General features: G+C 71.0%; 21 protein-coding genes and 1 riboswitch. Of the genes, 13 read left to right on the forward strand and 8 right to left on the reverse strand.

The window, feature by feature from the left end; translation table 11 throughout:
* Nucleotide 1 precedes the first annotated feature (1 nt).
* On the reverse strand, nucleotides 2-715 hold the full coding sequence (locus AAT21_RS08255; RefSeq protein WP_046776075.1) for a M50 family metallopeptidase: 714 nt from the start codon (nucleotides 713-715) through the stop codon (nucleotides 2-4).
* 53 nt (nucleotides 716-768) lie between these two features.
* On the opposite strand from AAT21_RS08255, the gene AAT21_RS08260 reads away from it, so the two are divergent.
* The 8 genes from AAT21_RS08260 (at nucleotide 769) to def (ending at nucleotide 8,481) form a co-directional block, all read left to right on the forward strand.
* Entirely contained in the window at nucleotides 769-1,587 is an 819-nt protein-coding gene (locus AAT21_RS08260; protein ID WP_046776076.1) for an SOS response-associated peptidase, read from the forward strand.
* A gap of 61 nt (nucleotides 1,588-1,648) precedes the next feature.
* On the forward strand, nucleotides 1,649-2,299 hold the full coding sequence (locus AAT21_RS08265) for an alpha/beta hydrolase family protein (protein WP_046776077.1): 651 nt from the start codon (nucleotides 1,649-1,651) through the stop codon (nucleotides 2,297-2,299).
* A gap of 294 nt (nucleotides 2,300-2,593) precedes the next feature.
* Entirely contained in the window at nucleotides 2,594-3,238 is a 645-nt protein-coding gene (locus tag AAT21_RS08270; protein WP_046777160.1) for a sigma-70 family RNA polymerase sigma factor, read from the forward strand.
* A complete protein-coding gene (gene rsrA / locus AAT21_RS08275; RefSeq protein WP_030963497.1) occupies nucleotides 3,235-3,540 on the forward strand; it encodes a mycothiol system anti-sigma-R factor in 306 nt (101 codons plus the stop codon). The genes AAT21_RS08270 and rsrA overlap by 4 nt, the downstream gene beginning before the upstream one ends.
* 198 nt (nucleotides 3,541-3,738) lie before the next feature.
* Nucleotides 3,739-5,370, forward strand: a complete 1,632-nt coding sequence (locus tag AAT21_RS08280; protein WP_079025513.1) for an HD-GYP domain-containing protein — start codon at nucleotides 3,739-3,741, stop codon at nucleotides 5,368-5,370.
* The gene (locus AAT21_RS08285) at nucleotides 5,367-6,626 is read left to right on the forward strand and encodes an HD-GYP domain-containing protein (protein WP_046776078.1); all 1,260 of its coding nucleotides are present in this window, start codon (nucleotides 5,367-5,369) and stop codon (nucleotides 6,624-6,626) included. The genes AAT21_RS08280 and AAT21_RS08285 overlap by 4 nt, the downstream gene beginning before the upstream one ends.
* Before the next feature lie 119 nt (nucleotides 6,627-6,745).
* Nucleotides 6,746-7,753: a tetratricopeptide repeat protein gene (locus tag AAT21_RS08290; RefSeq protein WP_046776079.1), complete on the forward strand. Its 1,008-nt coding sequence runs from the start codon at nucleotides 6,746-6,748 to the stop codon at nucleotides 7,751-7,753.
* 83 nt (nucleotides 7,754-7,836) lie between these two features.
* Nucleotides 7,837-8,481 carry a peptide deformylase gene (gene def / locus AAT21_RS08295; RefSeq protein ID WP_046776080.1) on the forward strand — a complete coding sequence of 215 codons (645 nt, stop codon included), beginning with the start codon at nucleotides 7,837-7,839 and terminating at the stop codon, nucleotides 8,479-8,481.
* A gap of 8 nt (nucleotides 8,482-8,489) precedes the next feature.
* Here def and AAT21_RS08300 read toward each other — a convergent pair whose 3' ends face one another.
* Nucleotides 8,490-9,455: a helix-turn-helix domain-containing protein gene (locus tag AAT21_RS08300; RefSeq protein ID WP_046776081.1), complete on the reverse strand. Its 966-nt coding sequence runs from the start codon at nucleotides 9,453-9,455 to the stop codon at nucleotides 8,490-8,492.
* A gap of 81 nt (nucleotides 9,456-9,536) precedes the next feature.
* Between AAT21_RS08300 and AAT21_RS08305 the strand changes: the two genes are divergently transcribed.
* Nucleotides 9,537-9,764, forward strand: coding sequence for a hypothetical protein (locus AAT21_RS08305; RefSeq protein ID WP_052757694.1), 228 nt, complete (start codon nucleotides 9,537-9,539; stop codon nucleotides 9,762-9,764).
* A gap of 106 nt (nucleotides 9,765-9,870) precedes the next feature.
* Here AAT21_RS08305 and AAT21_RS08310 read toward each other — a convergent pair whose 3' ends face one another.
* From AAT21_RS08310 to AAT21_RS08320, 3 genes are all read right to left on the reverse strand, one after another.
* On the reverse strand, nucleotides 9,871-10,887 hold the full coding sequence (locus AAT21_RS08310) for a ribonucleotide-diphosphate reductase subunit beta (protein ID WP_046776083.1): 1,017 nt from the start codon (nucleotides 10,885-10,887) through the stop codon (nucleotides 9,871-9,873).
* Nucleotides 10,887-13,274, reverse strand: coding sequence for a ribonucleoside-diphosphate reductase subunit alpha (locus AAT21_RS08315; protein ID WP_046776084.1), 2,388 nt, complete (start codon nucleotides 13,272-13,274; stop codon nucleotides 10,887-10,889). Before AAT21_RS08315 ends, AAT21_RS08310 begins: the two co-directional genes overlap by 1 nt.
* A 137-nt stretch (nucleotides 13,275-13,411) precedes the next feature.
* Nucleotides 13,412-13,533: riboswitch (cobalamin riboswitch) on the reverse strand.
* Between the two features lie 51 nt (nucleotides 13,534-13,584).
* Nucleotides 13,585-14,082 (reverse strand): GNAT family N-acetyltransferase, encoded by a 498-nt coding sequence (locus AAT21_RS08320; protein ID WP_046776085.1) that lies wholly within the window; start codon nucleotides 14,080-14,082, stop codon nucleotides 13,585-13,587.
* A gap of 78 nt (nucleotides 14,083-14,160) precedes the next feature.
* Between AAT21_RS08320 and AAT21_RS08325 the strand changes: the two genes are divergently transcribed.
* On the forward strand, nucleotides 14,161-14,745 hold the full coding sequence (locus AAT21_RS08325) for a Uma2 family endonuclease (RefSeq protein ID WP_046776086.1): 585 nt from the start codon (nucleotides 14,161-14,163) through the stop codon (nucleotides 14,743-14,745).
* Between the two features lie 53 nt (nucleotides 14,746-14,798).
* On the opposite strand, the gene AAT21_RS08330 is transcribed toward AAT21_RS08325, so the two are convergent.
* From AAT21_RS08330 to AAT21_RS08340, 3 genes are all read right to left on the reverse strand, one after another.
* Nucleotides 14,799-14,996: a CstA-like transporter-associated (seleno)protein gene (locus tag AAT21_RS08330; RefSeq protein ID WP_030016682.1), complete on the reverse strand. Its 198-nt coding sequence runs from the start codon at nucleotides 14,994-14,996 to the stop codon at nucleotides 14,799-14,801.
* Nucleotides 14,993-17,218, reverse strand: coding sequence for a carbon starvation CstA family protein (locus tag AAT21_RS08335; protein ID WP_200904355.1), 2,226 nt, complete (start codon nucleotides 17,216-17,218; stop codon nucleotides 14,993-14,995). The genes AAT21_RS08330 and AAT21_RS08335 overlap by 4 nt, the downstream gene beginning before the upstream one ends.
* Nucleotides 17,219-17,357: 139 nt before the next feature.
* Complete coding sequence (locus AAT21_RS08340) at nucleotides 17,358-18,122, reverse strand: GntR family transcriptional regulator (protein ID WP_046776087.1); 765 nt, start codon at nucleotides 18,120-18,122, stop codon at nucleotides 17,358-17,360.
* Between the two features lie 289 nt (nucleotides 18,123-18,411).
* Between AAT21_RS08340 and AAT21_RS08345 the strand changes: the two genes are divergently transcribed.
* The 3 genes from AAT21_RS08345 to AAT21_RS08355 all read left to right on the forward strand — a co-directional run bounded on the left by AAT21_RS08345 (nucleotide 18,412) and on the right by AAT21_RS08355 (nucleotide 21,726).
* The gene (locus tag AAT21_RS08345; RefSeq protein ID WP_046776088.1) at nucleotides 18,412-19,692 is read left to right on the forward strand and encodes an extracellular solute-binding protein; all 1,281 of its coding nucleotides are present in this window, start codon (nucleotides 18,412-18,414) and stop codon (nucleotides 19,690-19,692) included.
* Between the two features lie 127 nt (nucleotides 19,693-19,819).
* Complete coding sequence (locus AAT21_RS08350) at nucleotides 19,820-20,839, forward strand: carbohydrate ABC transporter permease (RefSeq protein WP_046776089.1); 1,020 nt, start codon at nucleotides 19,820-19,822, stop codon at nucleotides 20,837-20,839.
* Entirely contained in the window at nucleotides 20,836-21,726 is an 891-nt protein-coding gene (locus tag AAT21_RS08355) for a carbohydrate ABC transporter permease (RefSeq protein WP_079025514.1), read from the forward strand. The genes AAT21_RS08350 and AAT21_RS08355 overlap by 4 nt, the downstream gene beginning before the upstream one ends.
* The last annotated feature ends 3 nt before the right edge of the window (nucleotides 21,727-21,729 follow it).

The following is a 21,729-nucleotide window of genomic DNA, read 5'->3' on the forward strand; positions in this document are numbered from 1 at the left end:
GTCACAGGCGGAGCAGCCAGCGGCCGCCGCCGACCAGCGAGCACAGCGCGACGACGTGGAAGAAGAGCAGCCACACCACGGGGTGCACGTGAGTGAGGCGCCCCAGCTGGTCGGCGTCGGAATCGGGCGCCCCTCCGCCCCGCCGCTTGGCGCCCAGCTCGAAGACCGGCCGGACCCCGCCGAGCAGCAGGAACCACACGACGAGGTAGGCGAATCCCGCCTGCACCTCGGCCGGGGTCAGCCACGACACCAGCAGGAAGGTTCCGCCGGTCAGCACCACCGTCAGCGCCCCGTACGCGTTCCGGATCATCACCAGCATCACCAGGAGCAGGGCCGTGGCCGCCCACAGGAGCAGCGTGATCCGGTGCGCGGACAGCAGGGCCGCCCCGCCCAGACCGAGCAGCGAGGGCGCGGTGTACCCGCCGGCCGCGGTCAGGATCATCCCCAGCCCCGTCGGCTTGCCCCGGCTGACGGTGACGCCGCTGGTGTCGGAGTGCAGGCGTATCCCGCTCAGCCGCCGGCCGGTGAGCAGCGCCAGCAGGCCGTGCCCGCCCTCGTGCGCGATGGTGATGGCGTTGCGCGAGAGCCGCCACAGCGGGCGGGGGCCCACCGCGGCCAGCGCGACCAGCCCGGTCGCGATCACCAGCCACTGGTCCGGTGCGTTCTGCATGCCCGTGAGCCGGTCCCACAGGCCGGCGGTCGTGCTGCTGTCCATGAGGTGGCGGACTCCTTGCGGTGAGGTGCGGTGGACATGGCAGTGTGGCAGCCATGTGCGGACGGTATGCAGCGAGTCGTGGACCGCAGGACCTCGTGGAGGCCTTCGGCATCGAGAAGTGGGAGCCGGAGGAGGCCCTGGCCCCCGACTTCAACGTGGCGCCGACGAAGGAGGTCCACGTCGTCCTCGACCGTCCTGTGAAGGACGCTTCGCACCCGCGTCCGGTTCGCCAGCTGCGCGTCCTGAAATGGGGACTCGTGCCCTCCTGGGCCAAGAACCCCGACGGCGCCGCCCGCATGATCAACGCCCGGTCGGAGACCCTGCACGAGAAGCCGTCCTTCCGCCGCGCGTTCGCGCAGCGCCGCTGCATCGTCCCCGCCGACGGGTACTACGAGTGGGTCACCGCCCACGACGAGCGGCAGCTGGAGGTGGAGGGGAAGAAGAAGCGGGCCCGCAAGCAGCCCTACTTCGTGCTCCCCTCCGACGGCTCGCTCTTCGCCATGGCCGGCATATACGAGTTCTGGCGCGACCGGACCCTGCCCGACGAGCACCCCCTCGCCTGGTGGGTGACCTGCTCGGTGATCACCACCGAGGCGGAGACCGGCCCGCTGGGGGTGGCCCCCGCCGAAGGGCCGCGCTCGCTGTCCGAGATCCACCCCCGGATGCCGCTGATGCTCACCCCCGACCGCTGGGACGCCTGGCTGGACCCAGCGAACACCGACACCGAGGGCGCCCTGCGGGAACTGCTCGCGCCGCCGCCCGGTGGACTGATGCGCGCCTACCCGGTGTCCACCGCCGTGAGCAACGTGCGCAACAACGGCCCGGAGCTGCTGACGGAGCTGGCCGCGCCGGAGGAGGGCACTCTTTTCTGAGGCGCGTCCCGACCGGCTTTCGCAGGCGTGTCCCGACCGGCCCGCACGGCACGATGGGGGCATGACCACGCGTACCGAGAGCGTCGACACCCCGGCGGGCGAGGCCCGCATCACCTGGCACACCGCCCCGAAGGGCCGGCTCGTACTCGCCGTGAGCCACGGTGCGGGCGGCGGCATCGAGGCCCGCGACCTCCAGGCGCTGGCCGCCGCCCTGCCCGCCCGCGGGATCACAGTGGCGCTCGTCGAACAGCCCTGGCGGGTCGCCGGGAAGAAGGTCGCCGCCGCACCCAGGGTGCTGGACGAGGGCTGGCGCGGGCTGTGGCCGGCGCTCACGGCACCCGGGCTGCCGGTGGTCGCGGGCGGACGCAGCGCGGGCGCCCGCGTGGCCTGCCGCACCGCCGGAGAACTGGGCGCCGCCGGGGTCCTGGCCCTGGCCTTCCCGCTGCACCCGCCGGGCCGGCCCGAGAAGTCCCGCGCCGCGGAACTCACCGGGGCCGGCCGGCCCGCCCTCGTGGTCCAGGGCGGCCGGGACCCCTTCGGCCGCCCCGAGGAGTTCCCGGAGCCGGCCGGGGAGCACCCGTACGAGCTGGTCGAGGTGGCCCACGGCGATCACGGCTTCGCGGTGCCGAAGAAGGCCGCCACCACCCAGGAGGAGGCTCTGCGGACGATCACCGAGGCGGTCGGGGAGTGGCTCGCACGGCTCCCCGGGTGACCCGGGCCACGCCGCCCGCCGCCGGCCCGGGAAAAGCCGGAAACCCGTGGTGTTCCCGGGAATGCGCCGCCCCGCCTCTCTGTTGTCCCACATGTCGGTACACACGGAACGTCGGAGGAGAGGGAGCGCATGACCCAGGTCATCAGCCAGAACCGTCCGCAGGCCGCTGACCTGGACTGGACGGTGCTGCCCGCCCCCAAGCGCAGCTCGCTCCGGGCGGCGGGGGGCCGGGAAGGTCGACTATTCTCCGATTCGAGCGGATCCGCTTTCGGAGCCGCCACGCAGTCGGAGGAGGTGGGTCCTGTCGCTGGGACCGACGAAGGCCACGCGGAGGAGACGACCCTGGAGCGCAACGCGCGCTTCGAACGGGACGCCCTCGGCTACCTCGACCAGATGTACTCGGCCGCGCTGCGCATGACGCGCAACCCGGCCGACGCCGAGGACCTGGTCCAGGAGACGTACGCGAAGGCATACGCGTCCTTCCACCAGTTCCGCGAAGGCACCAACCTGAAGGCGTGGCTGTACCGCATCCTCACCAACACCTTCATCAACTCCTACCGAAAGAAGCAGCGCGAGCCCCAGCGCAGCGCAGCGGAGGAGATCGAGGACTGGCAGCTGGCGCGCGCCGAGTCGCACATGTCGACCGGACTGCGCTCGGCCGAGTCGCAGGCGCTCGACCATCTGCCCGACTCGGACGTGAAGGAAGCCCTGCAGGCCATTCCGGAAGAGTTCCGCATCGCGGTCTATCTTGCCGACGTAGAGGGCTTTGCGTACAAGGAGATCGCGGACATCATGGGTACACCCATCGGAACGGTCATGTCGCGACTGCACCGTGGCCGCCGTCAGCTCCGCGGAATGCTGGAGGACTACGCCCGCGAGCGCGGGCTGGTTCCCGCGGGTGCTGGAGAGGCGAACGACCGGAAAGGCACGGGCTCATGAGTTGCGGAGAGCCGCACGAGACAGAGTGCTCTGAGGTCCTGGACCACCTGTACGAGTTCCTCGACCATGAGATGCCCGACAGCGACTGCACGAAGTTCGAGACCCACTTCGGCGAGTGCAATCCCTGTCTGGAGAAGTACGGCCTGGAACAGGCCGTGAAGAAGCTGGTCAAGCGCTGCTGCGGGTCGGACGACGTGCCGTCCGACCTGCGGTCGAAGGTGATGGGCCGGATCGAGCTGATCCGGTCGGGGCAGGCCGTCCCCGACCATGACGTCACCGCCGACAACCCCGCGTCCGGCTGACCGCTGCGAAATCGGTCGAACTGCTGAACACCCGCCCCCGGAAGATCAGTTCATTCACCCGAATGTGCTAATCCGGGGGCGTCCGCATGGCGCAATACGAAATTGTGGCCCACCCCGCTCGGGGCCCCACCTATTCTCCCCAATCGGTACCGGTCCGATCCGGTGCCCGGCTTGCACGGCCCAGGGGAGGAGAGTGCCATGTGGGGTCTTCCGCCGGCCGCCCGCGGATTCGTTCTCTGCGTCGTACTGGCGGCACTCGCCTGCACCGTCCCGGTCCTCACGGATTCCGTTACGCCCTGGCCGGCCGTGACCCTGCTCGCCGTGCTCTACCTCGGCTGCGAACTCGTCCGGCACTGCCCGCTGCCGGGCCGCCGGGCCCCCGAGGGCATCGGCTCCTTCTTCCCCGTGGTGCTCGCCGCCGTCTTCCTGCTGCCGCCCGCCGCCGCCGCGCTCGTGGCGCTGCCCGGAGGTCTCGCCGCCACCGTGGCCCAGCGGCCCGCCGGGGTGCGCCGGGTGTGGCACGGGGCCCAGCAGTCCCTGGGCGCATGGGCGGCGGGGCAGGTGTTCGGGCTGCTCGGCGGCCCGGCCGCCCTCGGCCGGGGGCCCGCCGCCGGGTCCGCGCCCCCCGGGTGGCCCGCCGACCTCCCCGGCGCGATGCTCCCCGCGACGGCGGCGGCCGCCGTCTTCTGCCTGGTGATCACCGCCCTCGACGGGGGCATCCTGGCCGCCGCCGAACGCAGGCCGGCCGCCACCACCTGGCACGGCCTGGTCCCCCTCACCCTCGCCGCGCACTGCGTCCACGGCCTCGCCGGACTGATGATGGCCGTCATGTGGCGCAGCCCGTACGGGGTCCCGGCCGCGCTGCTCGTCCTGCTCCCGATGTATGTCTCCTGCTGGGTCTTCGCCCAGTACCACCGTGAGCGCGCCGCCCATCAGGCCACCATCCGGGCCCTCGTCCAGGCCGTCGGCATCAAGGACCGCTACACGCGCGGCCACAGCGAACGGGTCGGCCAGGCCTCCACGATGATCGCCCGCGAGCTGGGGATGGCCGAGGAGCGGCTGGAAGTGGTCCGCTTCGCCGGCATCCTGCACGACGTCGGCAAGATCGGCGTCCCCACCCGGCTGCTGCGCAAGGACGGGCCGCTCACCCCGCAGGAGCGCCGGATCATCGAACTGCACCCCGAGTACGGGCACGAGATGGTGCGCGGCATCGGCTTCCTGGGGGAGGCCAGGTCCGCGATCCTGCACCACCACGAACGCGTCGACGGCACCGGCTATCCGTACGGGCTGACCGGCGAGCAGATCCCGGTACTGGCCCGGGTGGTGGCGGTGGCCGACGCCTTCGACGCCATGACCTCCACCCGCTCCTACAGCCGGGCCCGGCCGGTGCCCACCGCCCTCGCCGAGCTTGAGCGGTGCGCGGGGGCCCAGTTCGATCCGGCGATGGTACGGGCCCTGACGGACGCCGTCGGCCGGCACGGCTGGCATCCGGCGGTCACCTCGGACGACGACCTCCAGGTGATCGGCGACCCCGCTCCCGCCGGGGTACCCGGTCCCGGGGTGCGGGGGCCGGCGGCCCGGAACGGCCAGGGCCCGGCCGCGCCCGCTCCGGCCGCGCCCGCTCCGGCCGCGCCCGCGCCGGCCACCGGCCGGGACGGCGGGCTCCGCCCCCGGGGTGCGCGCACCGCCCGGCCGGCGGCGCGGACGGCGCTCGGCGCCCTGCCCGCGCAGGACGCCGCGCCTCCCGGCGCCGACGGCCCCGGCAGCCAGGCCCCGGCCGCCGGCGAACGGCCCGGCCGCGACGCGGACGGTGCCGGGGCGGGCGCATGAGGGCCGCGGGCGCGTGGGCGGTACGGGGGGCCGCGGCCGCGCTCGCCGCCGTCGGCCTCGCCCACACCCTGTGGAACGGCCTGACCGAGCCCGGCGTCGCCCTGGCCTTCGGCGCCCTGGTCACCGTCGGCGAGCTCGCCCGCAGGGACCGGCCGGGCGCTCCCGACCACCTGGGCGCGCCGCTCGGCTCGGCCGGCGCCCTCGCCTACGCCCTGCTCGGCCGGAACGCGGGCCTGCCGACCCACCACGGGGTGCTGGAGACCGTCGCCGTCGTCGCCGCGGCAGCCCTCGCCGGGATCGTCCCGCACGTCGCCCGTGGCTGCGGCCCCGCCCTCGACCACCTGTCCCGCCGGGTGCTCACCGTCGCCTTCGCCGCCGCCTGCTTCCAGCCGCTCCACCACTCCGGCCGGCTGGAGCAGCGGCTGGGTCAGGGGCCGTACCTCGTCGTCTTCCTGCTGCTCCTGCTGGTCCTGGTCGCCCTGTGCGACGCCGTGCTCGCCGCCGCCCTCGCGGGGGCGCGCACGGGCCGGCCGTACGGGCCGCTGCTGCGCGACGGGCTGCGCGCCCAGCTCGGCATCGGCCCGGCGATCTGTGCCACCGGCGTCGTCATGGCGCTCGGCGCGGCCGCCGCGGGGCTGTGGGCCGTCCCCGTCCTCAGCGTGCCGCTGCTGCTGACCCAGCTGTCCTTCCACCGGATCGCCGCGATCCGCACCACCTACCGCCAGACCGTCACCTCCCTGGCCCGGGCCACCGAGATCGCCGGCTACACCCCGCCCGGACACGCCCGCCGGGTGGCGGCCCTGAGCTGCGCCGTCGGCCGGGAGCTGGGCCTGTCGGAGCGGGAGCTCACGGTGCTGGAGTACGCCGCCCTGATGCACGACATCGGCCAGCTCTCCCTGGTCGACCCGGTCCCGGACGGGGCCACCGCCGAGCTGCCCGCGGCCGAGGCCCGCCGGATCGCCGGGCTGGGCGGGGAGGTGGCCCGGCAGACCGGGGTCCCCGCCGAGGTCGCCGTGATCGTGGAGCGGCAGGCGGACCCGTACCGGGAGCAGCCCGCGCCGGCCCGGATCGTGCGCGTGGTCAACGCGTACGACGACCTCGTCGGCGCGAACCGTCACCCGGGCGGCTCACTGGCCGCCCTGGAACAGCTCCGCCTGGGCACCGGGCACGATTATCAGCCGGAGGTCGTGGAATGCCTGGCGAGGGTTCTGGCCAGGGGCGGACGTGGCAGAGTGGTGCCCGTCCCACCGGGGTAACCCATGGGTAATGAGCGGCCGTCCGAGTGGGCATGGTTGGATGCCAGTAAGAGTGTCCGCAAGGCTGCACCGTAGTCCCCCAGCCACCGCTGGGAGGTGCCCCCAGGCAGGCGGGAATCGTGAGGATCTTCGGGAAGGTACGGCATCGGCCCTCCGCCTCGTGGCGGCAGGCCACCGACCGCGCGTTCACGCTGATCGGTGACGGGCGGTACGAGGACGCCGGGGCGCTGCTGACCAGAGCCGCGGACCTGGAGCCGTGGCTCTCCGAGTCCTGGTTCAACCTGGCCCTGCTGCACAAGTTCCGGCACGACTGGGAGCAGGCGAGGGCCGCCGGACTGCGCGCCGTGGCCCTGCTGGACCGGGAGACCGGGGCCCCCGACTGGTGGAACGTCGGGATCGCCGCCACCGCGCTCCAGGACTGGCCGCTGGCCCGGCGGGCCTGGCAGGCGTACGGGCTGAAGGTGCCCGGGGACCCGCACGGCGCGAACGGCAGCGGCGGCGGGAACGGCGAGCCGGTCGGCATGGAACTCGGCAGCGCCGCCGTGCGGCTCTCGCCCGAGGGTGAGGCCGAGGTGGTGTGGGGCCGCAGGCTGGACCCGGCGCGGCTGGAGGTCCTGTCGATCCCGCTGCCCTCGTCGGGGCGGCGCTGGGGCGAGGTCGTCCTCCACGACGGGGTCCCGCACGGCGAGCGGGTGACCGCCGCCGGACCCTCCTACCCGGTGTTCGACGAGATCGAGCTGTGGGCGCCGTCCCCGGTGCCGACCTGGGTGGTGCTGCTGGAGGCGGCCACCGAGGCGGACCGCGACGCGCTGGAACAGCTCGCCTCGGACGCGGGCTTCGCCGCCGAGGACTGGTCCTCGTCGGTGCGGCTGCTGTGCCGGACCTGCTCGGAGAGCGAGATGCCCAGCGACGAGGGCGACGGCGAGCACCTGGATCCGCACGACCACAGCGAGCCGGGACACCCCGGGCCGCTGGGGCACCGTACGGCGGGCTCCGGTTCCCTGTGGGTGCCCGAGCGCGAATGCGGCATCGCGGCACCGGCCGGACTGGTCCGCGGCCTCCTCGACAGCTGGGTCTCCGACAGCCCCGACAGCCGCGAGTGGCGGGATCTCGAAGAAGTCTGCTGAGCCGGGGCCGTAGGCTGTACGGGCACATCGGTGGCCATCGGCGACCACCGGTGAACGGGACTTACGGAAGGCGTACGGCGGACATGGCGCAGCAGGAGAACCAGGTTGTCGATGGTGGCGAGGTCGTGAACGACGGGTACGTCGTGGACACCGAGGACTGCGCGGCGCGCGAGCTGGCCCATCGGGAGCGCGGCACCGCCCGCCCGATCACGGTCGTCGGCAACCCGGTCCTGCACCGCGAGTGCAAGGACGTCACCGAGTTCGGCGACGAGCTGGCCCGGCTGATCGACGACATGTTCGCCAGCCAGAAGGCGGCCGAGGGCGTCGGCCTGGCCGCGAACCAGATCGGCGTGGACGCCAAGGTCTTCGTCTACGACTGCCCGGACGACGACGGCGTGCGCCACACCGGGGTCGTCGTCAACCCCAGGCTCGTCGAGCTCCCGGCGGGCTCGCGGGTGCTGGACGACTCCAACGAGGGCTGCCTGTCCGTCCCGACGGCGTACGCCTCGCTCGCCCGCCCGGACTACGCCGAGGTCGAGGGCCAGGACGCCCAGGGCAACCCGGTCAAGGTCCGCGGCACCGGCTACTTCGCCCGCTGCCTGCAGCACGAGACCGACCACCTGTACGGCTACCTGTACATCGACCGGCTCTCGAAGCGGGACCGCAAGGACGCCCTGCGCCAGATGGCGGAGGGCACCCCGCGCTACGAGACCGTCCCCAACGCCTGAGGCTCGGCCTAAGCGGCCTGCGGGCCCCGGAACGCGCGTCTGAAGGAGTTCGGCGTGGTGCCCAGGGTCCGCAGGAAGTGGTGGCGCAGGGCGGCCGCGTTGCCGAAGCCGGAGCGGCCGGCGATCGCGTCGACCGTCTCGTCGGTGGACTCCAGCAACTCCTGCGCCAGCAGGACCCGCTGGCGCAGGACCCACTTGTACGGGGTGGTGCCGGTCTCCTGCAGGAAGCGGCGGGCGAAGGTGCGCGGCGACATGTGCGCCCGCTCCGCGAGCTGCTCGACGGTGATCTCCTGCGCCAGGTGGCGGCCCATCCACCCGATCACCTCGCCCACCGTGTCGCAGGACGTGCGCGGCAGCGGCCGCTGGATGTACTGCGCCTGCCCGCCGTCCCGGTGCGGTGGTACGACCATCCGCCGCGCTATCGCGTTGGCCACCTCGGCGCCGTGCTCCTGGCGGACCACGTGGAGGCAGGCGTCGATCCCGGAGGCGGTGCCGGCCGAGGTGATCACCGGGCCCTCGTCGACGTAGAGCACGTCCGGGTCGACCAGCGCCCGCGGGAAACGCCGGGCCAGGGCCGGGGCGTGCATCCAGTGCGTGGTGCAGCGCCGGCCGTCCAGCAGCCCCGCCGCGCCCAGCACGAAGGCCCCGCTGCACACGCTGAGCACCCGCGCGCCGCGCTCCACACCGCGGCGCAGCGCGGCCAGGAGCGGCTCCGGGTAGCTGCGCCCGGAGGCGTTTCGGAAGGCGGGCACGCAGATCAGGTCCGCGCTCTCCAGCCGCTCCAGCCCGTGGGCGGGGGCGAAGGCGAAACCCGTTCCGGCCATGGTCAGCGGGCCGTCCTCCGCCGCGCACACGGCGTAGTCGTACACCGGCAGTCCATGGTCGCTGCGGTCGATCCCGAAGACTTCGCAGAAGATTCCGAACTCGAAGGGGGCCACTTCGTCGAGGAGGGCCACGGCCACGTTGGTCAGCATGCACCCAGTGTGGCAGTAATTCGTTCTTTCATGGCAGTCCTGCCAGTGGCCGGGTGGGGTGAACGGGGCGACAGTGGATACATGAACACGTTCCTGAGCTACCTCGCCGTCCTCGCCGTCGCCACCCTGCTGCTCGCCCCCAGCCTGTACGGGGCTCTGCGGGATCGGCGGATCGACCGAGAGCTGCGGGCCGTCGAGACGCGCCTCGTGTGGCTGCCGCGGCAGAAGGCGGGCGGCATGCCGCCCACCCCGCGGCCCCGGCACGGCCTCCGGTCCGCCGCCTGGCGCCGGGGCCGTCTCGCCCACTGAGCCCCACGGCGCACGCACCGCCCCGGAACGCGAAGAGCCGGGACGCGATCGGCTCGCGTCCCGGCTCTCGGTGCGTCAGAGGGGCTTCCGAGGGGGTCAGAGGAGGCTAGAAGTCCTCGTCCAGGTCGACCGTGCCCTCGACCGCGACCTGGTAGGCCGACGGGCGGCGCTCGAAGAAGTTCGTCAGCTCCTGGACACCCTGGAGCTCCATGAAGGAGAACGGGTTCTGCGAGCCGTACACCGGCGGGAAGCCGAGTCGGACCAGGCGCTGGTCCGCGACGCACTCCAGGTACTCGCGCATCGACTCGGTGTTCATGCCCGGCAGGCCGTCGCCGCACAGGTCCCGGCCGAACTGCAGCTCCGCCTCCACGGCCTCCTTCAGCATGTCGGTGACCTGCTGCTGGAGCGCGTCGTCGAAGAGCTCGGGCTCCTCCTTGCGGACCGTGTCCACGACCTCGAACGCGAAGTTCATGTGCATGGTCTCGTCACGGAACACCCAGTTGGTGCCGGTGGCCAGGCCGTGCAGCAGACCGCGCGAGCGGAACCAGTACACGTACGCGAAGGCACCGTAGAAGAACAGGCCCTCGATGCACGCGGCGAAGCAGATCAGGTTCAGCAGGAAGCGGCGGCGGTCGGCCTGCGTCTCCAGCCGCTCGATCTTCTCGACCGAGTCCATCCACTTGAAGCAGAACTGCGCCTTCTCACGGATGGAGGGGATCTCCTCCACCGCGTCGAACGCCGCCGCGCGGTCGTCCGGGTCGGGCAGGTAGGTGTCGAGCAGCGTCAGATAGAACTGGACGTGCACGGCCTCCTCGAACAGCTGGCGCGACAGGTACAGGCGCGCCTCCGGGGAGTTGATGTGCTTGTACAGCGTCAGCACCAGGTTGTTCGAGACGATCGAGTCGCCCGTCGCGAAGAACGCGACCAGCCGGCCGATCATGTGCTGCTCGGCGGGCGTCAGCTTCGCGAGGTCGGCGACGTCCGAGTGGAGGTCGACCTCCTCCACCGTCCACGTGTTCTTGATCGCGTCCCGGTAGCGCTCGTAGAAGTCCGGGTAGCGCATCGGACGGAGCGTGAGCTCGAAGCCCGGGTCCAGGAGGTTCTTCTTGTCGGTGGAGCTCATTACTGGCACGCCTCGCAGGACTCGGGGTTCTCAAGGGAGCAGGCCAGCGCCTCTGCGTCGACGGCCTGCGGGAGGGCCACCGGAGCGGCGGTGGTGGCCTGGGCGGCGCGGGCGATCTTCGTCGCCGGGCGCGAGCGCAGGTAGTACGTGGTCTTCAGGCCCTGCTTCCAGGCATACGCGTACATCGAGCTGAGCTTGCCGATGGTGGGCGTCTCCAGGAACAGGTTCAGCGACTGAGACTGGTCCAGGAACGGCGTACGGGCCGCCGCCATGTCGATCAGGCCGCGCTGCGGGATCTCCCACGCCGTGCGGTACAGCGCGCGCACCTCGGCCGGGATCCAGCCGAAGCCCTGCACCGAGCCCGAGGAGTCGCGCAGCGCCTCACGGGTCTGGGCGTCCCACACGCCGAGCTGCTTCAGCTCCTCCACCAGGTAGCCGTTCACCTGGAGGAACTCACCCGACAGCGTCTCGCGCTTGAACAGGTTGGAGACCTGCGGCTCGATGCACTCGTACACGCCGGCGATCGAGGCGATCGTGGCCGTCGGGGCGATGGCGAGGAGCAGGGAGTTGCGCATGCCGGTCTCGGCGACGCGGGCGCGCAGCGCGTCCCAGCGCTCCGGCCAGTTCAGCTCGGTGTCGTAGTGGTCCGGGTGCAGGACGCCGCGCGCGGTGCGCGTCTGCTCCCAGGCCGGCAGCGGGCCGCTGCGCTCGGCGAGGTCGCAGGAGGCCTCGTACGCGGCCAGCATGATGCGCTCGGAGAGCTTGGTGGACAGGGCCTTCGCCTCGGGGGAGTCGAAGGGCAGCTTCAGCTTGAAGAAGACGTCCTGGAGGCCCATCGCGCCCAGGCCCACCGGGCGCCAGCGGGCGTTGGAGCGGCCGGCCTGCTCGGTCGGGTAGAAGTTGATGTCCACCACGCGGTCGAGGAAGGTCACGGCCGTGCGGACGGTCTCGTCCAGGCGCTCCCAGTCGATCTCGCCCGTCTCCGTGAGCACGAAGGCGCCCAGGTTGACCGAGCCGAGGTTGCAGACGGCCGTCTCGCCGTCGTTCGTGACCTCGATGATCTCGGTGCACAGGTTCGAGGAGTGGACGACGGTGCCCGGCTCGGCGGTCTGGTTGGCCGTGCGGTTGGAGGCGTCCTTGAAGGTCATCCAGCCCTGGCCGGTCTGCGCGAGGGTGCGCATCATCCGGCCGTACAGGTCGCGGGCGGGCATGGTCTTGCGGGCCAGGCCGTCGGCCTCGGCCTTGCGGTAGGCGGCGTCGAACGCGTCGCCCCACAGGTCGACCAGCTCGGGGACGTCGGCCGGGGAGAACAGCGACCACTCGGCGTCGGCGTTCACGCGGCGCATGAACTCGTCCGGCACCCAGTGGGCGAGGTTCAGGTTGTGGGTGCGGCGCTGGTCCTCACCGGTGTTGTCGCGGAGCTCCAGGAACTCCTCGATGTCCGCGTGCCAGGTCTCCAGGTAGACGGCGGCGGCGCCCTTGCGGCGGCCGCCCTGGTTCACGGCGGCGACGGAGGCGTCGAGGGTCTTCAGGAACGGCACGATGCCGTTGGAGTGGCCGTTGGTGCCGCGGATCAGCGAACCGCGGGCGCGGATGCGGGAGTACGACAGGCCGATGCCACCGGCGTGCTTCGACAGGCGCGCGACCTGGTGGTAGCGGTCGTAGATCGAGTCGAGCTCGTCCAGCGGGGAGTCCAGCAGGTAGCAGGAGGACATCTGCGGGTGCCGGGTGCCGGAGTTGAAGAGGGTGGGGGAGGAGGGCAGGTAGTCGAGGCGGCTCATCAGCCGGTACAGCGAGGCGACTTCCTCGACGGCCTGGACGCTCTCGTCCGCGGCGAGACCGCAGGCCACGCGCAGCATGAAGTACTGCGGGGTCTCGATGACCTGACGGGTGATGGGATGGCGCAGCAGGTAGCGGCTGTGCAGGGTCCGCAGGCCGAAGAAGCCGAAGCGGTCGTCGGCGCCCTCGGCGAGGGTGTGCTCGACCAGCGCGTCCAGGCGGCTCGCGTGCGTGCGCACGAACTCGGCGGTGCGGTCGGCGATGAGGCCCTCGCGGTGGCCGACCGCGACGGAGGCGGAGAAGGAGGTGGCGCCCTGGCTCGCGGCCTCGTCGCGCACGGCCAGCGTCAGCAGGCGGGCGGCGAGCTTGGAGTAGGCCGGGTCCTCGGAGATGAGGCCCGCGGCGGACTCGGTGGCCAGCCCCCGCAGTTCGGCGTCGTCGGCGGCGGAGCTGCGGCCGCGGAGCGCGGCGGCGGCGACGCGGCCGGGGTCGGTGTCGGGGAGGTCCGCCGTCAGTTCGGTGAGGGTACGCAGCAGCGTGGCCCCCGGGCCCTCGGTGTTGTCGCCAGAAACGGACTCGGCGCGCGGTGCGGAAGGCGCGATGGTCACGGCGGGAGCTCTCCCTCGCTCGGCCCGGTCATCGGCGGGCGGGCGCGGGCGCATGCGGGCGTGGCAGGAACGGGCACACCGCATGGCGTCCACCGGCCCAACCGCGAGGCCCGGACGTGTCGGCACCCGGTTCGGTCGATCCGGGCGCGCTGACGGCAGGTCATCGGACTTGGCGTCCGGATGCCGGACACTTCATACCGTTGCGGGACAGTTCCGGATTCCCACCGGATTCCCCTGCGGCGACAGCAGGCATGAGCATACATGTGGGGGCGCCCTTGTGCGGCACCCCCAACATGTAGTGTCGGCATGGCTACAGCTTGAGTCGGTACGTGAGGAGTTTCAGGCCCTCGATGGGCGCCCAGTCCCGCTCCGGGGTGCGCTCGAAGCCCAGCCGTACGTAGATCCGGTGGGCCCCGGCCATGCTGCGCTGGGTGGAGAGCACGAGGCCCGTGACGCCCTCGATCGCCCGCGCCCGCTCGATGCACGCCCGCACCAGGGCCTCGCCGACGCCCCGGCCGCGGGCCGCGTGGGCCACCGCGAGCATCCGGAACTCGGCCTCGTCGGGGCCGGCGATGTCGGCGAGCGGGCTGCCGGGTGCGGCGAAGGTCACGCCGCCGAGCACCCGCCCGCCGCGCTCGGCGACGAGCACCTCGGCCAGGGCGGCCCGGCCGGCCACGTCACGCAGCACGTTCAGGTAGGCGTCGTCCTCGTTGAAGTCCAGGTGCCCGTCGGCGAGGTAGGCCCGCGCCGTGATCTCGCCCAGCGTCTCGTGGTCGGCGGGCACCGCCGTTCTGATCACCATGTCCATGCGGTCGAGTGTGCAGGACGCCTCCCGGCGGGCGGCGCTATCGTCGGAGGCAGCACCGTCGAGGAAGGTGAGCGAGGCATGACCGTGATGACCGACAGGCCCCACATGCTGACCGAGGACTTCGAGGCTGTCGCACGCATAGCCGCTCGTGAGCGAGAAGGCACGCGACTTGAGTTCATCGACGGAGTCATCAGGAGCAAGGCCATGCCGGACGGCGACCACCAGATGATCATCCAGTGGTTGACGCGGATCTTCCTGCAGCACCGGCCGGAGCTCTGGCTCCACGGGGGGCAGGGGATCAAGGCGCAGGCTTATCGCGAGGGCAGGGCCATCCCGGACGCGGTGCTGGCCCCTTCCAAGGCGTTCGCGGGACAGGGCGACTGGGTCGACCCCGCTCCGATCCTCATGGCCGTCGAGGTGACTTCGTGGGACTCCGACACCGTCCGGCGGGATCACGTCGAGAAGCCCCGTGCCTACGCGGAGACCGGCATCCCCTTGTACCTGCTGATCGACCGGGCCAAGTGCGAGGTCTCCGTCTACAGCCAGCCCAACGGCCAGCGGTACGAGAGCATCCACATCGTGCCCTATGGAACGGACATTGCGCTGCCCGACCCCGTCGGCATCACCCTTCAGACCGAGGTCTTCAAGGACTGGGTGCGCTGAGCAGCGCCGAAGGGGCCCCGCCGCAGGACGCGGCGGGGCCCCTCCGGCGTGTGTCAGCAGCAGCGGAAGCCCTCACGGGGGTCCGCCTCGCGGGCGTCCGTGCGGGCGCGTTCGAAGGCGCGGCGGGTGAGGACCTCCGCGTCCGGGTCGTGGGAGCGGGCGTGGGCCACGTACCGGTCGTAGGCGGCCTCCCCCGAGAACTCCCGTACGTAGAACCGGGCCCTGGCCAGCACGCTGCGTACGGTGCTCACCCCACCGGCTCCTTGACCTGCCCGCCGCCGGAGTCGCGGTCCGCCCCTGCGGCGGCGAGCTGGGCCCGCTCCTCGGCGGTCGCGATCAGGCCGGCCGGGGCGACGATCTTCGACTCGGTCCACGGGGTCTCGGAGAGCTTCGCCGAGCCCGGGTCGCGGACGGCCTTGAGGCAGGTCCGGGCCGCGTCCGCGAGGACCACGATGATCAGGACGGCGAACAGGGCGCACAGCACGCCGTCGACCGTGGCGTTGGTGACGATCGTGTGCATGTCGTCCATGTTCTTCGCGGGGGCCAGCACCTTGTCGGCGTCGATGCCCGCCTGGTACTTGTCGCGCTGGGCGAAGAAGCCGACCTTCACGTCCTCGGAGAAGACCTTCTGGTAGCTGGCGGTGAGGGTCACCGTGGCGTCCCAGGCCAGCGGGACGCCCGTCACCCACGCCCACTTCAGCCGCCCGGACTTCACCAGCAGCGTGGTGCAGACCGCCAGCGCGACCGCGGCGAGCAGCTGGTTGGCGATGCCGAAGAGCGGGAAGAGCTGGTTGATCCCGCCCAGCGGGTCCTTGATGCCGACCCACAGGAAGTAGCCCCACGCGCCGACCACGATCGCGCTCGCGAACCACACGCCGGGCTTCCAGCTGACGTCCTTGAAGGACTTGTGGACGTTGCCGAGGGTGTCCTGGAGCATGAACCGGCCCACGCGGGTGCCCGCGTCGAGCGTCGTCAGGATGAAGAGGGCCTCGAACATGATCGCGAAGTGGTACCAGAAGGCCTTCATCCCGGCGCCGCCGATGACGGAGGAGAAGATCTCCGACATTCCGAGTGCGAAGGTCGGCGCGCCGCCGGTACGGGACAGCAGGCTGGCTTCCTCGACGTCCTTGGCGGCCTGGGTGAGGGCCTCGGGCGAGATGGCGAAGCCGAAGTTCGTCACCGCCTGCGAGGCGGACTCGACCGTGGTGCCGATGATCCCGGGAGGGGAGTTGACCGCGAAGAAGAGGCCCGGCTCGATGATGCAGGCCGCGATGATCGCCATGACGGCGACGAACGACTCGGTCAGCATGGCGCCGTAGCCGATCATGCGGACCTGGGTCTCCTTCTGGATCATCTTCGGGGTGGTGCCCGAGGAGACCAGGGCGTGGAAGCCCGACAGCGCGCCGCACGCGATGGTGATGAAGACGAACGGGAACATCGACCCGGCGAAGACCGGGCCGTCCCCGCGGGCCGCGAAGTCGGTGATCGACGGCATCTTCAGCGTCGGCATCGCGATGACCACGCCGATCGCGAGGAGGGCGATCGTGCCGATCTTCATGAAGGTGGACAGGTAGTCGCGGGGCGCGAGCAGCATCCACACCGGCAGGACCGACGCCAGGAAGCCGTACACCACCATCCAGATGACGAGCGTCTCCTTCTCCAGGGTGAAGGTCCCGGCGAAGGAGGACTCGGCGACCCAGCCGCCCGCGACGATGGCGAGCAGCAGCAGGGCGACGCCGATGAGGGAGACCTCGGTGACCCGGCCCGGCCGCAGGACGCGCAGGTAGAAGCCCATGAAGACGGCGATCGGGATGGTCATGCCGATGGAGAAGACGCCCCACGGGGAGTGGGCGAGGGCGTTGACGATGACCAGCGCCAGCACCGCCAGCAGGATGATCATGATGGCGAACACGGCGACCAGGGCGGCGGCTCCGCCGACGGGGCCGATCTCGTCCCGCGCCATCTGGCCGAGCGAGCGGCCGTCGCGGCGGGTGGAGAAGAACAGCGTCACCATGTCCTGGACGGCGCCCGCGAAGATCACGCCCGCGACGATCCAGATGGTCCCGGGCAGGTAGCCCATCTGCGCGGCGAGCACGGGGCCGACGAGCGGGCCCGCGCCGGCGACGGCGGCGAAGTGGTGGCCGAAGAGCACCCGGCGGTCGGTGGGATGGAAGTCGACACCGTTGTCGAGGCGTTCGGCGGGGGTGGCCCGCGTGGCGTCGACCTTCAGTACGCGGTGCGCGATGAAGCGCGCGTAGAAGCGGTAGCCGATGGCGTACGAGCCCAGGGCCGCGGCGAGCAGCCAGGCCGCGGAGATCTCCTCGCCGCGCGAGAGCGCCAGCACGCCCCAGCCGAGGGCGCCCACGAGGCCGACGAGCACCCATACGGCGATGGACTTGGGGGAGGGCGGGCCCGATGAGGTTCCCGGACCCGCCGTGTCCCGTTGTGTCCCTGTTGCTTCCGGTTCAGGCATGATCTCTCGTCCCCTCGTCGATCATCTGCGTAAGCAGGCGGAATCTACGGGGAATTGCCTGGTGAACGTAAGACCCCGTCCGCATTCCGGTCGCGGAATTCCGGTACGCGGGGCGGGGTACGGGTCTGTGGAGTGTGTGTCAGACGGCGGGGCGCTTGAGCCTGGCGACGAACTTGTAGCGGTCGCCGCGGTACACCGAACGCACCCACTCCACCGGTTCGCCGTCGGCGTCCAGGGAGTGCCGGGAGAGCATGAGCATCGGCAGCCCGACGTCCGTGCCGAGCAGGCCGGCCTCGCGCGGGGTGGCCAGCGAGGTCTCGATCGTCTCCTCGGCCTCGGCCAGGTGGACGTCGTACACCTCGGCGAGGGCGGTGTAGAGGGAGGTGTACTTGGCGAGCGAACGGCGCAGCGCGGGGAACCTCTTGGCGGAGAGATGGGTGGTCTCGATGGCCATGGGCTCGCCGCTGGCCAGCCGCAGCCGCTCGATGCGCAGCACCCGCCCACCGGTGTTGATCTTCAGCAGTCCGGCGAGGGTGTCGTCGGCGGTCACGTAGCCGATGTCGAGGAGCTGCGAGGTCGGCTCCAGGCCCTGGGCCCGCATGTCCTCCGTGTACGAGGTCAGTTGCAGGGCCTGGGAGACCTTGGGCTTGGCGACGAAGGTGCCTTTGCCCTGGATCCGCTCCAGTCGCCCCTCCACGACCAGTTCCTGGAGGGCCTGGCGGACCGTGGTGCGCGAGGTGTCGAATTCGGCCGCGAGCGTGCGTTCCGGCGGTACCGGGGTGCCGGGCGGCAGTGTCTCGGTCATGTCGAGCAAGTGCCGCTTGAGTCGGTAGTACTTGGGTACACGCGCCGTCCGGGTGGCCGCCCCGTCGTCCGGCTCCGTGAGTGCCCCTTCGGTGGCCATCGCCGCCCGCCTTCCCGACTCCAGTTTCGCTGCCGTCACCGGCTCCTCCGATATGTGCGGTCACATGGTGACACGAGTGGGGGGACAGGCCTTCTCTCCCCCCAGGTGTCGGTCCGATAACGGACCGGGCACCCGCTCATTAGACCCTTGACACCCCTAAAGGTCTAGGCCAAGCTCCAGCTACTGGTCTACACCAATATGGATCAGATCCCAGCCCCACGGCAGTACTTCGCGTATGTCACCGCGGCGGGCAAGGGAAGTGCAGGCAGGCATCCCTGAGGAGGGTGGCGTGAAGCGCAAGCTCATCGCGGCGGTCGGTGTCGCGGGCATGATGGTCGGTGTCGCGGCGTGTGGCAACGGGGACGACGACAAGGCCAAGGCCGACGCGGGTCCCAAGGAGATCACCGTCTGGGTCATGGACGGCTCCGCGCCGAAGGCCTGGATCGACGAGGTCAACAAGGAGTTCTCGGCCAAGCACCCCGGTGTGACGGTCAAGGTCGAGGAGCAGAAGTGGACCGGCATCCAGGAGAAGGTCACCACGGCCCTCTCCGAGAACAACCCTCCGGACGTCCTTGAGCTCGGCAACACCCAGACCGCCGGCTACGCGGTCACCGGCGGCCTCGCCGACCTGACCAAGGACAGGGCCGCCCTCGGCGCCGACGCCTGGCAGAAGAGCATGCTCGCCTCGGCCGAGGTCGACGGCAAGCTCTACTCCGCCCCCTGGTACGCCGCCAACCGCGTCGTCGTCTACGACAAGAAGGCCTTCGCCAAGGCCGGCGTCACCCCGCCCACCACCCGCGACGAGTGGATCGCCGGCCTGGAGAAGCTGAAGGCGGCCGACCCGGCCACCCAGCCCATCTACCTCCCCGGCCAGAGCTGGTACGTCCTCGCCGGTCTCATCTGGGACGAGGGCGGCGACCTCGCCGTCAAGGACGGCTCCAAGTGGAAGGGCGGTCTCGGCACCCCGCAGGCCGGCGCCGCGATGGAGTTCTACAAGAAGCTCCAGTCCTACTCCACCGCCCCCAAGGACAAGGACGAGGCCAACCCGCAGCAGTCCACCGACATCGTCCCCAAGGGCGGCGTCGCCTCCTGGATCGGTCTCGGCTGGGAGGCCGGCGGTGCCGAGAAGGCCCTGAAGGAGGCGGGCAAGGAAGCCGACTTCGGCTACTTCCCGATCCCGGGCAAGACGGCCGACAAGACCAGCACCGTCTTCCTCGGCGGCTCGAACCTCGCCGTGGCCGAGCGCTCCAAGAACAAGGAGCTCGCCAAGGAGTGGCTGGCCCTCGCCGCCGGCAAGGACCAGATGACCAAGTACGCGGCCGAGACCAAAGGCGCGCTGCTCCCGAACCAGGCCGCCGCCAACTTCACCCCCGCCGCGGGCTCCTTCGCCGAGGCCATGGGCAAGGCCGGCGTCAACGGCAAGATCACCCCGGTCACCGCGGGCTGGGCGAACGTCGAGACCGAGCCGAACCCCATCAAGGAGTTCATGACCAAGGTCCTGAAGGGTGAGGACGCGGCCAAGGCCGGCGCCGAGGCGGACGCGGAGATCGCGAAGCGCATCAACAAGTAGTCCCGCCCCGCAGTACCCGCACGACCCAGCAGTGTGATCGCACCGGGGAGTGCGGCAGGTGCCCGGACACCCGCCGCGCCCCCGGTCGCGCATTTGACTCCACAGTCAACCGCGAGGAAGCCAAGCCATGACCGTGCACTCCCAGGGAGCGGTGACCAGCGCTCCACAGGACGCACCACCGAAGTCCGCCGGACTGCCCGAGACGCCGGCCCCAGCAACCGGCACCGGCCCCACGCCGCCTCGCGGGGGCGGGAAGCCGCTCCCCACGGGGTGGCTGCCCTACCTGCTGGTCGCGCCCGCGGTGCTCGCCCTCGCGACGCTCCTGCTGTACCCGCTGATCAAGAACGTGATCCTGTCCCTCCAGGACATCAACAAGGTCGAGTTCATCCAGCGGAAGTACCCCTTCGCGGGACTCGCCAACTACACCGAACTCCTCGGCGACTCGACCTTCTGGACCGTCGTCGTCCGCAGCTTCGCCTTCACCCTGGCCAACGTCGCGCTGATCATGGCCCTGGGAAGCCTCATCGGCATCCTGCTGAACAAGCTCGGCAAGAAGATGCGCCTGGTCCTCTCGATGGCGCTGGTGATGGCCTGGGCCATGCCGATCGTCGCCTCGGTGCAGGTCTTCCACTGGCTGTTCGACGAGCAGTTCGGCGTCATGAACTGGGTCATGCGCACCGCCGGCTTCTCCGGCTACGAACAGCACAACTGGATGGAGACCGGCCTCTCCACCATGGTGATCATCACGATCCTGGTGGTCTGGGGCTCCATCCCCTTCGTCGCCCTCAACATGTACGCCGGACTCACCACGGTCGGCGCCGAGCTGTACGAGGCCGCCCGCATGGACGGCGCCAACGGCTGGCAGACCTTCTGGAAGATCGTCTTCCCGAACCTGAAGCCCTTCTTCCTCATCACCACCTTCCTTGAGGTGATCTGGGTGTTCAAGGCCTTCACCCAGGTCTACGCGATGAACAAGGGCGGCCCGGACCGCGCCTCCGAGATCCTCCCGGTCTTCGCCTACGTCGAGGGCCAGAGCCAGGCCCACTACGGCCTCGCCGCCGCGATCTCCGTCCTGACGATCGTGATCCTCGTCGTCGTCATGTCCTTCTACTTCCGCCTGATCCTGAAGCAGGAGGAGGAGCAGTGAGCACCACCACCGCCCCGGAGCCCGCGGCTCCCCAGAGGCCCGCACAACAGCTCCGCACCCGCCGCCCGCTGCGCCCCGGAGCCGTGGCCAAGAACCTCGGCGCCCTCCTGCTGGCCCTCGTCTTCGTCTTCCCCGTGTACTGGATGTTCTCGTCGGCCCTCAAGCCGGCCGACCAGATGCTCACGAAGGACCCCGTCTTCGTCTTCACGCCGACGATGGACAACTTCGGCAAGGCCACCGGGGTCGAGAACTTCTGGACGTACGTCACCAACAGCGTCCTGGTCACCGTCGGCGCCGTCCTGCTGGCCCTGCTCGTCGCCCTCGCCGCGAGCTTCGCCATCGCCCGTATGAGGTTCAGGGGCCGCAAGGGCCTGGTCCTCACCGTGATGATGGCCCAGATGGCCCCCTGGGAGGTCATGGTCATCGCGATGTACATGATCGCCCGCGACGCCGAGATGCTGAACAGCCTCCCGCTGCTCACCGCGATCTACTTCGTGATGATCCTGCCCTTCACCATCTGGACCCTGCGCGGCTTCATCGCCGCCGTCCCGGTGACCCTGGAGGAGGCCGCCCAGATCGACGGCTGCACCCGCGGCCAGGCCTTCCGCAAGGTGATCTTCCCGCTGCTGGCCCCCGGCCTGATGTCCACCTCGCTCTTCGGCTTCATCACCGCCTGGAACGAGTTCGCCATGGTCCTGATCCTCAACAAGGACAAGACCGCGCAGACCCTGCCGCTGTGGCTGACCGAGTTCATGTCCGCCTTCGGCAACGACTGGGGCGCCACCATGGCCGCGTCCTCGCTCTTCGCGCTCCCGGTCCTTCTGATCTTCATCTTCCTCCAGCGCAAGGCCGTCGGCGGCATGACCTCCGGCGCAGTGAAGGGATGACGC

It is taken from the genome of Streptomyces yangpuensis (assembly GCF_001005295.1).
Taxonomy (GTDB): Bacteria; Actinomycetota; Actinomycetes; order Streptomycetales; family Streptomycetaceae; genus Streptomyces; species Streptomyces yangpuensis.